The following is a 14,245-nucleotide window of genomic DNA, read 5'->3' as shown; positions in this document are numbered from 1 at the left end:
CACGATGAAGCGATGGATACTGGCCTGCGCCCTGCTGGCGGCAGGATGGGCGAGCGCGCAGGGCGTCTCCGCGCCGGAACGGGTGGATCTGGACATGACCGCGCGCATCCGCCAGGAGGCGTTCCAGCGCTCGCAGGTGATGGACCTGCTCGACCACCTCACCGACGTGATCGGTCCGCGCCTGACCAACTCGCCGGCGATGGCCGCGGCCAACCGCTGGACCCGCGCCAAGTTCCAGCAATGGGGCCTGGCCAACGTGCATGACGAGGCGGTCGAGGACCTCGGCCGCGGCTGGCAGTTCAGCCGCGCCGACGTCGAGATGCTCAGCCCGCGCGCGATGCCGCTGCACGCCCTGCCCAAGGCGTGGACCCCGGGCACGCCGGGTGCGATCGAGGGTGAGGCGATGTACGCCCGGCTGGAGTCGAAGGCCGATCTCGAGCAGTGGAAGGGCAAGCTGCGCGGAAAGATCGTGTTTCTCGATCCGCTGCGTCCATATAAACCCAACGAAAAACCGGACTTCCAGCGCTACGGCGCTGCCGATCTCGACGAACTGCTCACCTTCCCGCTGCCCAAGCCGCGTGCGCTGGATGGCGAGGCGCTCGCGCGCATGCGCGCGCGGATGGAGCTGATGCCCCTGCTCAACCAGTACCTGGCCGACGAGGGCGTGTTGGCCACGGTGTCGATCAGCAGCTGGAACGACGGCATCGTGCGGGTGATGGGCGGCGGCTCGCGCAAGGCCGGCGAGCCGGTGGGCGTGCCGGCGCTGGTGATGATGGCCGAGCACTACAACACGGTGATGCGCGCGCTCGAGCGCAAGGAACAGGTCAGGTTGCGGCTGGACGTGGATTCGCGCTTCCTGGACGAGACCAACCAGCCGGGCTACAACACCATCGCCGAGATTCCCGGCGTCGGCCCGCACAAGGACGAAGTGGTGATGCTGGGCGCGCACATGGATTCTTGGCACGCCGGCGCCGGCGCCAACGACAATGCCGCCGGCGTGGCGGTGATGATGGAGGCGATGCGCATCCTCAAGGCGGTGGGCGCGCGCCCGGACCGCACCATCCGGGTCGCGCTGTGGACCGGCGAGGAGCAGGGCCTGCTCGGCTCGCAGGCCTATGTCGCCCGCCATTTCGCCAAGTTCGAAGAGCCGTCCGATCCGGCCCAGAAGGCGCTGCCGGCGTTCATGCGCAGCCAGCGCGGCAAACTCGTGCGGATGCCCGAGTACGCCAAGATTTCGGCTTATTTCAACCTCGATAACGGCAGCGGCCGCATCCGCGGCATCTATGCGCAGGAGAACCTGGCGGCGGCGCCGATCTTCGCCGAGTGGCTCAAGCCCTGGCACGACGTCGGCGCGACCATCGTCACCCAGCGCAACACTGGCAGCACCGATCACGTCAGCTTCGATGCGGTCGGCATCCCGGGCTTCCAGTTCGTGCAGGACCAGCTGGACTACTTCAGCCACGTCCATCACACCGACCTGGACGTGCAGGACCATGCGGTGGCCGACGACCTCAAGCAGGCGTCCGCGATCGTGGCCGCGTTCGTGTACAACGCCGCGACCCGTCCGCAGCCGCTACCGCGCAAGCCGCTGCAGGAATGAGGAGCTGAGCTGCGCCGCTGCTCCGCCGGAGTGGTGATCAGGCGGCGACGACCCGCAGCTGGATCCCGAGGCCCAGCATGTCTTCGGGCTCCGCTTCCAGATCGGCGCGCAGCAGCGGCCTGGAGTGCAGCCAGCGCCGTTCCATGGACAGGGTCAGGGCTTCGCCCTCGGCGTGCAGGCGCAGTCCCGGCGGCAGTTCGTCTTTGCGCGCCCGATGCAGCAGCACCGCCAGCCGCAGCAGTGCGGCGCAGCGGCGGGCGCTGTGGCGCAGGCGGTCGGGCAGCCCCTCGAAGGCCGATTTCGGCACGCTGCGGCGATGGCAGCGCACCAGCGCGGCGAGGAAGCGCTGGTCCTGCTGCGAGAATCCGGCGATGTCGGAATGCTCCAGGATGTAGGCTCCATGCACGTGGTAGCCGCTGTGCGCGATCGCCAGCCCCAGCTCGTGCAGACGCGCGGCATACGCGAGCATGGCGCGTTCTTCATGCCCCAGCGCCCAGGCGGCCTCCACTTGATCGAACAATTGCAAAGTGGTGGATTGCACCCGCTGGGCCTGCGCCGCATCCACTCCGTAGCGTTGCATCAGCGCAGCCACCGACAGCTCGCGCGGATCGTCCGCGCCGCCGCGGCCAAGCAGGTCATACAGCACGCCCTCGCGCAGCGCGGCCTTGCTCACCTGCAGCTGTTCCAGCCCCAGCACGGCGAATGCGGCCTCCAACACCAGCACGCCGCCGGCGATCACCGGGCGGCGGTCATCGGACAGCCCTGGCAGCTCGATTTCTTCGATATGTCCGGCCTGCAGCAGGCGCTCGCGCACCTTCGACAGACCTTCGCGGCTGATGCTGCCCTTGCTGCAGAGCTTCATCGCCGCGCAGATGTTGGCCAGCGCCTTGTGGGTGCCGGAGGTGCCGATCGCCTCGTCCCAGCCCAGGCGGCGGTAGGCGGCGGCGAACTGCTGGAACTGCAGCTCCACTTCGGTCAGCGCCGCTTGCCAGCGCTTGCGGCCGAGCTTGCCGCCGGGAAAGAAGCGGCGGGTGCTGGCGATGCAGCCGACTTGCAGGCTCTCGCGCTCCAGCGGGGTAAAGCCGCGGCCGATGATGCACTCGGTGGAACCGCCGCCGATATCGATGACAAGACGGTTTTGATCGGGCGCCGGCGGCTGTTCGTGGGCCACGCCCAGATACACCAGGCGGGCCTCTTCGCGCCCGGAGATCACGTCGATCGGATGTCCCAGCGCGGCTTCGGCCGGGCGCAGAAAACTCTCCGGATCGCGCAGCTGCCGCACCGTATGCGTGGCCACCGCCCGCACCTGGCCGCGCGGGATGTCCGCCACCCGCTGACCAAAGCGCGCAAGGCAGGCCAGTGCGCGTTCGCGAACGGCAGGATCCAGTCCGCCGAGCGCGTTCAGCCCTTCGGCCAGACGCACCGTCTCGCGCAGGCGATCCAGCACCCGCAACTGACCCAGCACGCGCTGCGCCACCACGATGTGAAAGCTGTTGGAGCCGAGATCGACGGCGGCAAGAAAATCGCCGTCACGCAGGGCAGGTGGTTGCTGGGCAGTGGCAGGCATGCGGAAGGCGTGTGCGGGTGGTAGCCGGCATTATCGACGGGAACTGTGTGGGCCTGGCAATGATCACCGTCCGTTCAGTCCATTCGGCACCGCCGCATGCGCTCCGGCAAGCCCATGCGCGCCATCTCTCGCGCCGGTCTGCGCGGCTTTTGCGGACTACCAGGACTGCTAGGGGACCTCTGATCAACTCAGAGGTTCCTGCCGGCCATGGAGGGCCGGCCACGCATCGATCACGCGAGTGATCGATGCGTGTGAGCCGAGTCCGGGCCTGTACCGGACTCGGCGTGGGCTGACAACGCCTGGATGGCGTTGTTCAGACCTTCCCTAGGTGTAGAGCTCTTCCAGCAGGCTGAGCTGGGCCGAGAATGCGACTTCGCCCGCAGCCGGCGTGCAGCGCTCATAGTGGCCGTCAGGATGCAGCTGCCAGGCATTCTGGTTGTCGGCCAGGTAGTTCAGCAGGCCTTCGCGATGCACGCGGTGCGCGATCAGCGGGTCTTTGATCGGGAAGGCGACTTCGACCCGGCGGAACAGGTTGCGCTCCAGCCAGTCGGCCGAAGAGCAGAACAGCTCCGGTCGGCCATCGTTGCCGAACCACCACACCCGGTGATGCTCGAGGAATCGCCCGACCACCGAGCGCACCCGGATGTGCTCGGAGACGCCCGGAATGCCGGGGCGCAGGGCGCAGGCCCCGCGCACGATCAGGTCGATTTCCACACCGGCCTGCGAGGCCTCGTACAGCGCGCGCACCACCGTCGGTTCGTTGAGCGCGTTCATCTTCGCCACGATCCGGCCTGGCTTGCCGGCACGCGCATGCGCCGTCTCGCGCGCGATCCGTTCCAGCACGCCCTGGTGCAGGGTGAATGGCGACTGCAGCAGGCGCTTGAGCGTCAGCGGCGCGGCCAGCCCGGACAGCTGCTGGAAGATCAGATGGACGTCGTGGGTGATGTCCGGATCGGCCGTCATCAGGCTGAAGTCGGTATAGGCGCGCGCGGTGCCGCTGTGGTAGTTGCCGGTGCCCAGGTGCGCGTAGCGGCGCAGGCCGCTGCCCTCGCGGCGCACGATCAGCAGCATCTTGGCGTGGGTCTTGTAGCCGACCACGCCGTACACCACCTGCACGCCGGCATCCTGCAGACGGTCGGCCAGGCCGAGGTTGGCCTCTTCGTCGAAGCGCGCGCGCAGTTCCACCACCACCGTCACGTCCTTGCCGTTGCGCGCGGCCTGGATCAGATGATCGACGATCGGGGAATCCTTGCCGGTACGGTACAGGGTCTGCTTGATCGCCAGCACGTCCGGGTCTTCGGCGGCCTGGCGGATCAGCTCCAGCACGGGCGTGAAGGCGTCATAGGGGTGATGCAGCAGCACATCGCCCTGGCGAATCGCCTCGAACATCCCCTCCATCTCGCGCGGCAGGCGCGGAGTGAACGGGCGGAACTTGAGGTCGGGGCGCTTGACCAGGTCGTAGACCTGGATCACCCGGTTCAGATTGACCGGGCCGTTGATCTTGTACACCGCGTTCGGCGGCAGGTCGAAGTTGGCCAGCAGGTAATCCACGATGTCCTGCGGGCAGCGCTCGTCGATCTCCAGGCGCACCGCGCGCAGGTAGCCACGGCCCAGCAGCTCGTCGCGCAGGGCCAGGGCGAGGTTGTCTACGTCGTCCTCGTCCAGGATCAGCTCGGAGTTGCGGGTCACCCGGAACTGGTAGGCGCCCTTGACCGTCATCCCCGGGAACAGCTCGTCCACGAATGCCGACAGCACCGAGCTGAGGAACACGAAGTCCAGGCTGGTATCGGTGTCCCCCCCGTCCAGGCCCGGCACCCGGATGATGCGCGGCAGCGAGCGTGGTGCGCGCACGATCGCCAGGTGGCCTTCGCGTCCGAACGCGTCGCGGCCCTCCAGCAGCACCACCACGTTCAGCGACTTGTTGAGGATCTTCGGGAACGGATGCGCTGGATCCAGCCCCAGCGGCGACAGCACCGGCATGATCTCTTCGAGGAAATAGCGGCGCAGCCACTCGCGCTGTGCGGCGGTCCACTGCTCGCGCTGTAGCAGGCGGATCCCTTCCTGCATCAGCGCGGGCCGTAGCTCCTCGTGGAAGCAGCGGTACTGGGCTTCGACCAGCTTGGCGGCGCGCTCGTGGATCTTGCCGAGAAGGCGTGCCGGATCAAGTCCGTCCACGCCGGCCGGCAGGTTGAGATCCACCGCGTGCAGCACCGCGCCGCCGCGAATCTCGAAGAACTCATCGAGGTTGGTGCAGGAGATGCACAGGTAGCGCAGGCGCTCCAACAGCGGCACTGTCGGGTCTTGCGCCTGGGCCAGCACGCGGAAGTTGAAATCTAGCTGCGACAGCTCGCGGTTGGCATACAGCGAAGGGTCACGCAGATTGGGGACGGCTGGAGCGGTCATGGGGTGGTGTCGGAAAGATAGGGCTCGCGGGGCAGCACGCGGTCGCGACTGAACCGGCAGCTGAAGATACTGCCTGCGCCGACGTCGCTGGTAATGTTCAGCTGCGCCCCGTGCAGCCCCAGCACGTGCTTGACGATGGCCAGCCCCAGCCCGGTGCCGCCGCTCTCGCGCGAGCGGCTGGTGGAGACGCGGTAGAAGCGTTCGGTCAGGCGCGGCAGGTGCGCGGCGGGGATGCCGTAGCCGGTGTCATGGACGGCCAGTACCGCGCCGCCATCGGTCTCGCGGCTGAAGCGGACGACGATCTCGCCGCCGTCCGGGGTGTAGCGCACGGCATTGCTGACCAGGTTGCCGAACGCGCTGTGCAGCTCCTTGCTGGCGCCGCGCAGGTCCACCTGGGCCTCGTCCTCGACCCGGATGCGGTGGCGGCCGCCGCTGAGCGCCTCCGCCTCGCGCCGCAGGGTGGCCAGCATCGGTGCCATCGCCACGTGTTCCTCGGCCAGCTGGTCGCGCGCCTCCAGCCGCGACAGAGTCAGCAGATCCTCGACCAGCCGCGCCATCCGCTGCGACTGCCGGCGCATCTCGTCCAGCAGGCCGGCCCACTCGGGATGGTCGTCGGCGTCCAGCATCTCCAGGTAGCCGTGGATCACGGTCAGCGGCGTGCGCAGCTCGTGCGAGACGTTGGCGACGAAGTCGCGGCGCATGTGTTCCAGCCGCAGCAGCTTGCTGACATCGCGCGCCAGCAGCAGCCACAGGTCATCGGAATAGGGCAGCAGGCGCAGGCTCAGGCGCATGCCGGGATCGGCCGGCGAGGCGACGTCCTCCATCGGCTCGGCATTGCGCCCGGCGGCCAGCCATTGCGCCATCGGCAGCGGGCGCAGGGCGTCCGCCAGCGGCGTGCCGTGGTGGCGCGGGTAGCGCAGACCCAGCAGCGGGGTGGCGGCTTCGTTGAACCACAGGATGCGCTGGCTGTTGCGCTCCACCAGCACCACCGCGTCCGGCAACGCCGCCGCCACCGCGCGGTAGGCACGCAGCATCGCCAGAAGACGGCGTTTGCGCGTGCGCATTTCGATTTGGCCGCGGTAGAGCAGGGCATCCAGCCCACTCCAGACGCCGCGGCCACGCGGCGCCAGGCGTTGGCGCGCGGCCAGGCGTTGCAGCAGCCGATGCAGCCGCCAGTAGTGCCAGCTGACCACGCCCCACGCGGTGATCGCCAGTGCCGGCCACGGCTGGCCCAGCGCCAGGCCGATCAGCAGCCCGGCCAGGAGGATCAGCAGCAGATGGAGGAGAGTACGCAGCCAGGCGTGGCGGGGAATCGACGGCATGGGGCAAGTATCCGGGTTTCCGCACGCTTGCGCCCGCATGTGCGGGCCCAGCTGTCAGCTGGCGCCACGCGCAGACAGGAGCGTGGCTGGGGCGGCCGCGGGTGAATCGGGCGGCTCACACCGCAGTCGAGAAACGATAGCCGGCGCCGCGTACGGTCTGCACCATCGCATCCAGCCCGTGCGGCTCCAGGGTCTTGCGCAGGCGCCGGATGTGCACGTCCACGGTGCGCTCCTCCACATACACGCTGCCGCCCCAGACGTGGTCCAGCAACTGGGTGCGGGTGTAGACGCGCTCGGCGTGGGTCATGAAGAAGTGCAGCAGGCGGTATTCGGTGGGGCCCATCTGGATCGGGTGCGCGGTGCCGTCGATGTCGGCGAACACCCGGTGCGCGGCGCCGTCGATGCGCAGCGCGCCGACCTGCACGCTGCCGTCGTCGTCGTCCTCACGCGAACGCCGCAGCACCGCGCGGATGCGCGCCAGCAGCTCGCGCGCGGAAAATGGCTTGACCACGTAGTCGTCGACGCCGGCTTCGAGCCCGCCGACGCGGTCGTTTTCCTCGCCGCGCGCGGTCAGCATGATGATCGGGATGTCGCGGGTCAGGGTTTCCCGCCGCCAGCGCCGCGCCAGCTCCAGGCCGCTGGTGCCGGGCAGCATCCAGTCCAGCAGGATCAGGTCGGGCACCCGCTCGGCGATCCGCTCCTGCGCTTCGCGTGCGTCTGCCGCCAGCAGCGGAACGTACTCCCCTTTGCGCAGGGCGTAGGCCAGCATGTCGCGGATCGCGGGCTCGTCTTCGACGATCAGGATGTGTTTCTGCATGGCGTCCGATGATGGCGCCGTCGGAGAGGGCGCCAATGCATTACACGACGGCTGGGTGACAGTTTCATGACGTCGTCACCTGGCGTACAGCCCCAGCCGGCCGCCCACCGCCTCGTCGTGGATGCCTTGCCGGCGCAGTTCCAGCACGGTCGGGGTGATTGCGGCGATGCGGGCGTCGATCCGGGCGCGCGCGTAGTAGTCCAGGTCGTCGCGCTTCTTCAGGTTGTTCAGCTGCACCAGGGCCTGCTCGGGGCGACCGGAGAGATAGGCCGCCTCCGCCCAGGCTTCGCCCGCGCGCACCGGATCGCCCGCGATTTCGTTGGCGCGCGCGTAGATTTGCTGCAGCGGTAGGTCGGCGTTGCTGGTGGCCAGCAGCGGACGCAGCACCGCCACCGCGCGTTGGCCAGCCTCGCGGGTTCCGCGCTCGGTCAGCAGCCGCGCGTAGGACAGCGCCAGCGCGCGCTGGGTCGGCCTGCGCGCGAGCAGCGCTTCGAAGCGGCGGTCGGCTTCGGCGATCCGGCCGCTGCGGGCCTCGGCCTGACCGGTGGCGATCTGCAGCCACAGGTTGCCAGGATGCGCCAGCGCCAGCGGCGTCAGTTCCTGTAGGGCTGCGCCACTGTCGCCGGCCAGCAGCTGCGCCAATGCCAGGCCGTAGCGTTGCGGGTCGTTCAGCGCCTGCCGGGATTGCATCTGCCGGTATTCGCGGATGGCCTGGGCCGGGGTCGGCGCGCTGAGCACGCGCAGGCGTTCCTTGGCCCAGGGGAAGTCGCCGGTGTCGCCGCGCGCCGGATGCAGATCGCCCGCTGGCTGTAGGTTGGCCGGCAGCAGCGGATTGCCGCCGCTGCCGCCGGTGGTGGGCAGTGGCAGGTGCGCGGCCTCGAGTTTTTCGGCGCGCTGGCGTGCCTCGCTGATGCGCGCCAGGGTCAGTGGATGGGTCTGCAGGTAGGGCGGCAGCGCGCTGCGTTCGTCGCCCTGGTTCAGCCGCACCACGCCCTGCAGGGTCTGGAAGAAGTCGGCCATCGCCTCCGGGTCGTAGCCGGCGTTCGCCAGCAGGCGGATGCCGATGCGGTCGGCTTCGGCCTCGTTGTCGCGGGTGTAGTCGATCTGACGCTGCTGCAGCAGGCCCATGCCGGTGATCAGCGCGGCCGAGGACGCATCGCCGCTGGAGGTGCCGCCGGCTTTCTGCGCGGCCACGATCGCGCCGAGGGTGGCCAGCAGGATCGGCAGGCTCTCGCGCTGGGCCTTCTCGGCGCCGCGCAGCACGTGCTGCTGGGTGACGTGCGAGATTTCGTGCGCCAGCACGCCGGCCAGTTCGTCCTCGCGCGCGGCGGCCAGCACCAGCCCGGAGTTGACCGCCACGTAGCCGCCGAGGGTGGCGAAGGCGTTGATCTGGCGGTCGCGCAGCAGAAAGAAGGTGAACGCCTGCTGCGGGCGGTCGCTGGCGCTGGCCAGGCGCTGGCCGACATCGCTCAGCCAGCCGTCCAGCAGCGGGTCGTCCAGCACGTAGCCCTCGTGGCGCAGCTGGGCCAGCACCATCGCGCCGTACTCGGCCTGCTTGGCCGGCGAGAGCACGCTGCCGGCGGAGGAGCCGATGTCGGGCAGGCTGCGCTCCTGCGCGCTGGCCAGCCCGATGCTGGCGGTCAGGGCGAACAGCAGGGCGGCGGTGGGCAGTCGGACGGTCATATGGACAGGATGCAGTGTCATGGCAGTAGCCGGATGAATACGGCCAGAGCGGCTGTCAAACTGGTGACCGCGGCTCGGCCCATATTCGACCAAAATCCTCCCTTTCGGTTCAGGAGACCCCCGTGAGCGACCCCAGCAGCTACCCGCCGATCACCATTTACAGCACCGAGGTGTGCCCGTACTGCGTGATGGCCAAGAACTTCCTCAAGAGCAAGGGACTGACCTGGTCCGAGGTGCGGATCGACACTGATCCGGCCGCGCGCGAGAAGATGGTGGCGCTGACCGGCCGCACCAGCGTGCCGCAGATCTTCATCGGTGGGTTCCACGTCGGCGGCTACGACGACATGATGGCGCTGCATCGCGCCGGCAAGCTCGAACCCTTGCTGCAAGGAGAAGGCGCATGAGCAGCAGCGACGACCGCGTGCGCGCGTTCACCGAGTTCCGCCAGCGCATGAACAAGCGCATCCTGGACGAGCCCAACCAGGTCATCCGCCGGTTCTTCGCGCTGGACACCCAGACCTACCAGCCTGGCGCGCTGGACGTGAAAACCAAGGAATTATGCGGGCTGGTGGCCTCGCTGGTGCTGCGCTGCGACGACTGCATCAGCTATCACGTGGCGCAGTGCAAGGATGCCGGGGTCAGCCGCGAGGAGATGTTCGAGGCGTTCTCGGTCGGCCTGGTGGTGGGCGGCTCGATCGTGATCCCGCACCTGCGCCGGGCGGTGGATTTCCTCGATCGGCTGGAGCAGGGCGAAGTCGCCACGCCGGATGCGCACGAGCACGGCTGAGGCCGGCGCGCCGGCCCGCCGGCATACGCCGGCGCACGGCATCTGCCATAATGTCCAGTCATCAATCCCCACTCTTCGCCACGCCCGACGCGTGGCGGCGACCTGTCTGGACACTGGAAAATGACAACGATCACGGTCATCCGCGGCGACGGCATCGGCCCGGAAATCATGGATGCCACCCTGCATGTGCTGGATGCGATGCAACTGGGCCTTGCCTACGAGTTCGCGGATGCCGGCATGGTGGCGCTGGAAAAGCACGGCGAGCTGCTGCCGGCCGCCACCATGGACTCCATCCGCAGGAACAAGATCGCGCTGAAGTCGCCCCTGACCACCCCGGTCGGCGGCGGGTTTTCCTCCATCAACGTCGAGCTGCGCAAGCGCTTCGACCTGTACGCCAACGTGCGCCCGGCGCGCACCTTCCCCAACACCAAGGCGCGCTTTCCCGGCAACGTGGACCTGATCACGGTGCGCGAGAACACCGAGGGCGCTTACATCGGCGAAGGCCAGGAAGTCTCGGCCGACGGCGAGACCGCGGTGCTGACCCAGAAGGTGACGCGCAAGGGCTCCGAGCGGATCGTGCGCTATGCCTTCGAGCTGGCGCGGACCACCGGCCGCAAGAAGGTGACGGTGGTGCACAAGGCCAACATCCTCAAGTCCACCTCGGGCCTGTTCCTGAAGACCGCGCGCGAAGTGGCCGCGCAGTACCCCGACATCGAGTGCAACGAGATGATCGTGGACAACGCCTGCATGCAGCTGGTGATGCGTCCGGAGCAGTTCGACATCATCGTCACCACCAACCTGTTCGGCGACATCATTTCCGACCTGTGCGCCGGCCTGGTCGGCGGCCTGGGCCTCGCCCCGGGCGCCAACATCGGCAACGATGCGGCGATCTTCGAGGCGGTCCACGGCTCCGCGCCGGACATCGCCGGCAAGGGCATCGCCAACCCGTGCGCGCTGCTGCTGGGTGCGGCGCAGATGCTCGACCACCTACAGCGCGCGGATCAGGCCGAGCGCCTGCGCAAGGCAATCGTCGCCACGCTGGAAGCGAAGGACTCGCTCACCCCGGACCTGGGCGGCGACGGCACCACGCTGGCGTTCGCCAAGGCCATCGCTAGCCGCCTGTGAGCGGCGCGGCCGCGTAAACGAAGAAGGGCGCCCTACGGCGCCCTTTTTCATGGGGGAACTCCGGGCGGGACCTGGTGGCGCAGCGCCAGCCCCTCAGTTGCGCGACTGCAGCTTCGACAGCAGCCGCAGCAGTTCCAGATACAGCCACACTAGCGTCACCAGCAGGCCGAACGCGGCATACCACTCCATGTACTTCGGCGCACCTTGTCGCGCACCCTGCTCGATGAAGTCGAAGTCCAGCACCAGATTCAGCGCGGCCACCACCACGACCACCAGGCTGAACGCGATGCCGAGGGTGCTGCTGCCGTTGATGAAGCCCATCCCGGAGAACCCGAACAGGTTCATGCCCATCTGCGCGAGGTAGAGCAGGGCAATGCCGCCGGTAGCGGCCACGACGCCCAGTTTGAAGTTCTCGGTCGCCTTCACCAGCCCGCTGCGGTAGGCCAGCAGCAGCGCGGCGAGGGTGCCGAAGGTCAGCCCCACCGCCTGCATCACGATGCCGGGATAGCGCAGCTCGAACATCGCCGAGGCGGCGCCCAGGAACAGCCCCTCCAGGACTGCGTACAGCGGCGCGGTGAACGGCGCCCAGGTCTTCTTGAAGATCGTCACCAGCGCGACCACGAACCCGCCGATCGCCCCGCCCCAGACGTAGGGCAGGATTGCGCCCGGGGTGCCCGATGCCATCGCGGCATCGAACTGTGACCAGCTGAATAGCGCGCCGGCCAGCGCCAGCGCCAGTAGCAGGGCGGTCTTGTTGACGGTGCCGTCGAGCGTCATCGCCCCGGCGTCACCCTGCACCAGGGCACCGCTGCCGAGGTCGAGGAAGGTGTTGTCGGAAAGGGCGGGGTTGCCGCTGCGCATGGCGTCCATCCTGTGGCGATCCGGCCGGTTGCCGTGCCGGCAGGATAGCGCGCCGCTGCGACCACGTCACGGAATCGAAATGAGCTCACCACCGTTGATGCTCAGGCGGCGTCGAAGCAGCCATGGCAGGGGACGAAGATGCCCAGGGCGCGTTACCCCGTAGATTCCCCTGGCGTCTTGGCCGATGCGTGTTGCGCCTGAATGCGCCTTGCTCTTTGGTCAAACGAGTACAGAGGTGCGTCATGCGGCGCCCGTGTTTACGCCAGTTCAGGGGGTTGGCCAGTCCAGCGTGCCGCGCACTACCGTGACCGCGCGCCCGCCGGACCAGACCTCGCCCTGCGCATCCACGGTCAGTTCGAGGATGGCGTCAAAGCCCACTTCGCGGCCCTGGCTGACGCGGTAGAAGCCGCCCGGGCTGGGCGGCAGCGCGCCGCGCGCGGCCAGCCAGGCGGCGAGGGTGGCGTTGGCGGCGCCGGAGGCGGCGTCCTCGAAGCGTGCCGGCGCGCCGACGAAGGCGCGCACCGCGTAGTAGTACACCGGGTCGTGGCTGCGTGCGTACACGAACAGGCCCATGCTGTCGGTGGCCTCGGCCAGCGCGGCGATCGCGTCCCAGTCGGGCTGCATGCTGCGCAGGTGCGCTTCGTCGGCCAGTTCCACCAGCCACCAGCGTCGCCCGCCGTCCATCAGCACCGGTGGCAGCGCGCCCAGGCGCAGGCCAGCAAGCGCGGCGGCGAGGCGGGCATCGTCGGCCGTGGCGATCTCCTGCACCCGTGCGCGCGGCGTACGTACCGCCAGCGTGCGCGTGGCGCCTTCGCCCTGCACGCGCAGCGGCAGCAGGCCGGCGACGCCTTGCTGCACCAGCAGCCCGCCGCGCGGCGTGACCAGCCCGGCCTCCAGCAGCGCATGCGCGGTGCCGACGCTGGGATGGCCGGCGAACGGCACTTCCCGGCGCGGGCTGAAGATGCGGATGGCGTGGGTGGCCTCCGGCGCGGTGGGCGGGAACACGAAGGTGGTTTCCGGCAGCCGCGTCCAGCGCGCGATGGCCTGCATCGCGGCATCGTCCAGGCCCTGCGCGTCCAGCACCACCGCCAGCGGGTTGCCGGCGCCGGGGCGCGAGGCGAACACATCGAGCTGTACGAACGGACGCGGCATGCGGGGGCTGGGGCTGAAAAAGGGCGCGCAGCTTACCAGTCCAGCCGGCCTTCGATCACCTGCTGCACCTGGCCGCCGATCCAGACCTCGCCATCGCCGTCCACCCGCACCGAGATTCGCCCGTCGCGGCCCAGTTCGCGGCCCTGGCTGGCCACGTACGTGCCGTCGTTGCCGGGCAGCCGCTCCTGGCGATGCAGGCAGGCGGCGATGGCGGCATTCGCGCTGCCGGTGACTGGGTCTTCCGGCACGTTCACCGCATCCCCGGGGCAGAACGCGCGTACCGCCAGCGCGTGCTGGGCGGCCGCTTCGAAGGCATACACCGCGACCCCGGTGGCGGCGGTGGCGTTGATCCAGGCGGCGAGCGCGGCGAAGTCTGGCCGGAATGCGCGCAGCGCGGCGGCAGAAGCGGCTTCCAGCAACCACCAGCGCGGGCCGTTGTCCCACAGCATGGCCTGCGTGCCGGGCGCGATCAGGGTATCCAGCCCGTTCGGCAGCGCGCCGCCATGGCGCGCGACTTCGTGCGCACGCGGGCTGCGCACGAACGGCAGCAACTGCGCGCCCTGAGCCTCGAGGCGCACCGGCAGGTGCCCGGCGCCGCACTGCTGCACCAGCCTGCCCGCGCTGGGTTGCGCCAGGCGATGTTGGGCCGCGGCCCAGGCCGCGCCCACGCTGGGGTGGCCGGCGAATGGCAGTTCGCTGCCGGGGGTGAAGATGCGGATGCGGTAGTCGGCGCCGGGGTCGGGCGGCAGGAAGAACACGGTTTCCGACAGGTTCAGCCAGGCCGCCAGTGCCTGCATCGCCGCAGTGTCCAGATCCTGCGCATCCAGCACCACGCCCAGCGGGTTGCCGCGGCCCGGGCGATCGGAAAACACATCCAACTGCAGATAACGACGAGTCATGCGGGAGAGGCTCCAGACGCGGGGTGGGG

General features: G+C 69.1%; 12 protein-coding genes. 4 read left to right on the top strand and 8 right to left on the bottom strand.

Going from position 1 to position 14,245, the window contains the following annotated elements; all coding sequences use genetic code 11:
• Positions 1-4: 4 nt before the first annotated feature.
• Positions 5-1,600: a M20/M25/M40 family metallo-hydrolase gene (locus ML342_RS07395; protein WP_240126403.1), complete on the top strand. Its 1,596-nt coding sequence runs from the start codon at positions 5-7 to the stop codon at positions 1,598-1,600.
• Between the two features lie 37 nt (positions 1,601-1,637).
• On the opposite strand, the gene ppx is transcribed toward ML342_RS07395, so the two are convergent.
• The 5 genes from ppx to ML342_RS07370 all read right to left on the bottom strand — a co-directional run bounded on the left by ppx (position 1,638) and on the right by ML342_RS07370 (position 9,392).
• Complete coding sequence (ppx, locus tag ML342_RS07390; protein ID WP_240126402.1) at positions 1,638-3,167, bottom strand: exopolyphosphatase; 1,530 nt, start codon at positions 3,165-3,167, stop codon at positions 1,638-1,640.
• A 324-nt stretch (positions 3,168-3,491) separates the two neighbouring features.
• Positions 3,492-5,570 (bottom strand): polyphosphate kinase 1, encoded by a 2,079-nt coding sequence (gene ppk1, locus ML342_RS07385; RefSeq protein ID WP_240126401.1) that lies wholly within the window; start codon positions 5,568-5,570, stop codon positions 3,492-3,494.
• A complete protein-coding gene (gene phoR, locus ML342_RS07380) occupies positions 5,567-6,892 on the bottom strand; it encodes a phosphate regulon sensor histidine kinase PhoR (RefSeq protein ID WP_240126400.1) in 1,326 nt (441 codons plus the stop codon). Before phoR ends, ppk1 begins: the two co-directional genes overlap by 4 nt.
• Positions 6,893-7,007: 115 nt before the next feature.
• Positions 7,008-7,709 carry a phosphate regulon transcriptional regulator PhoB gene (phoB, locus tag ML342_RS07375; RefSeq protein WP_240126399.1) on the bottom strand — a complete coding sequence of 234 codons (702 nt, stop codon included), beginning with the start codon at positions 7,707-7,709 and terminating at the stop codon, positions 7,008-7,010.
• A gap of 75 nt (positions 7,710-7,784) precedes the next feature.
• Entirely contained in the window at positions 7,785-9,392 is a 1,608-nt protein-coding gene (locus ML342_RS07370) for a M48 family metalloprotease (protein WP_240126398.1), read from the bottom strand.
• A gap of 122 nt (positions 9,393-9,514) precedes the next feature.
• On the opposite strand from ML342_RS07370, the gene grxC reads away from it, so the two are divergent.
• From grxC to ML342_RS07355, 3 genes are all read left to right on the top strand, one after another.
• A complete protein-coding gene (gene grxC / locus ML342_RS07365) occupies positions 9,515-9,796 on the top strand; it encodes a glutaredoxin 3 (RefSeq protein ID WP_240126397.1) in 282 nt (93 codons plus the stop codon).
• A complete protein-coding gene (locus ML342_RS07360; RefSeq protein ID WP_240126395.1) occupies positions 9,793-10,179 on the top strand; it encodes a carboxymuconolactone decarboxylase family protein in 387 nt (128 codons plus the stop codon). The genes grxC and ML342_RS07360 overlap by 4 nt, the downstream gene beginning before the upstream one ends.
• Positions 10,180-10,299: 120 nt before the next feature.
• The gene (locus ML342_RS07355) at positions 10,300-11,304 is read left to right on the top strand and encodes an isocitrate dehydrogenase (RefSeq protein WP_240126394.1); all 1,005 of its coding nucleotides are present in this window, start codon (positions 10,300-10,302) and stop codon (positions 11,302-11,304) included.
• A 93-nt stretch (positions 11,305-11,397) separates the two neighbouring features.
• Here the strand turns inward: ML342_RS07355 and ML342_RS07350 are convergent, their stop codons facing one another.
• From ML342_RS07350 to ML342_RS07340, 3 genes are all read right to left on the bottom strand, one after another.
• Entirely contained in the window at positions 11,398-12,165 is a 768-nt protein-coding gene (locus ML342_RS07350; protein ID WP_240126393.1) for a Bax inhibitor-1/YccA family protein, read from the bottom strand.
• 267 nt (positions 12,166-12,432) lie between these two features.
• Positions 12,433-13,317, bottom strand: a complete 885-nt coding sequence (locus ML342_RS07345) for a PhzF family phenazine biosynthesis protein (protein ID WP_240126392.1) — start codon at positions 13,315-13,317, stop codon at positions 12,433-12,435.
• Between the two features lie 32 nt (positions 13,318-13,349).
• Positions 13,350-14,216 (bottom strand): PhzF family phenazine biosynthesis protein, encoded by an 867-nt coding sequence (locus tag ML342_RS07340; protein ID WP_240126391.1) that lies wholly within the window; start codon positions 14,214-14,216, stop codon positions 13,350-13,352.
• Positions 14,217-14,245: the final 29 nt, after the last annotated feature.

Origin of the sequence: Thermomonas alba (assembly GCF_022419205.1) — a bacterium.
Lineage (GTDB): Bacteria > Pseudomonadota > Gammaproteobacteria > Xanthomonadales > Xanthomonadaceae > Thermomonas > Thermomonas alba.
Note: the sequence above shows the minus strand (reverse complement) of the source record. Positions and strands in the feature narration are given on the sequence as shown.

Coding starts and splice junctions, on each gene's coding strand:
- ML342_RS07395 (WP_240126403.1), top strand. CDS start 5: ATGAAGCGATGGATACTGGCCTGCGCCCTGCTGGCGGCAGGATGGGCG.
- ppx (WP_240126402.1), bottom strand. CDS start 3,167: ATGCCTGCCACTGCCCAGCAACCACCTGCCCTGCGTGACGGCGATTTT.
- ppk1 (WP_240126401.1), bottom strand. CDS start 5,570: ATGACCGCTCCAGCCGTCCCCAATCTGCGTGACCCTTCGCTGTATGCC.
- phoR (WP_240126400.1), bottom strand. CDS start 6,892: ATGCCGTCGATTCCCCGCCACGCCTGGCTGCGTACTCTCCTCCATCTG.
- phoB (WP_240126399.1), bottom strand. CDS start 7,709: ATGCAGAAACACATCCTGATCGTCGAAGACGAGCCCGCGATCCGCGAC.
- ML342_RS07370 (WP_240126398.1), bottom strand. CDS start 9,392: ATGACCGTCCGACTGCCCACCGCCGCCCTGCTGTTCGCCCTGACCGCC.
- ML342_RS07360 (WP_240126395.1), top strand. CDS start 9,793: ATGAGCAGCAGCGACGACCGCGTGCGCGCGTTCACCGAGTTCCGCCAG.
- ML342_RS07355 (WP_240126394.1), top strand. CDS start 10,300: ATGACAACGATCACGGTCATCCGCGGCGACGGCATCGGCCCGGAAATC.
- ML342_RS07350 (WP_240126393.1), bottom strand. CDS start 12,165: ATGCGCAGCGGCAACCCCGCCCTTTCCGACAACACCTTCCTCGACCTC.
- ML342_RS07345 (WP_240126392.1), bottom strand. CDS start 13,317: ATGCCGCGTCCGTTCGTACAGCTCGATGTGTTCGCCTCGCGCCCCGGC.
- ML342_RS07340 (WP_240126391.1), bottom strand. CDS start 14,216: ATGACTCGTCGTTATCTGCAGTTGGATGTGTTTTCCGATCGCCCGGGC.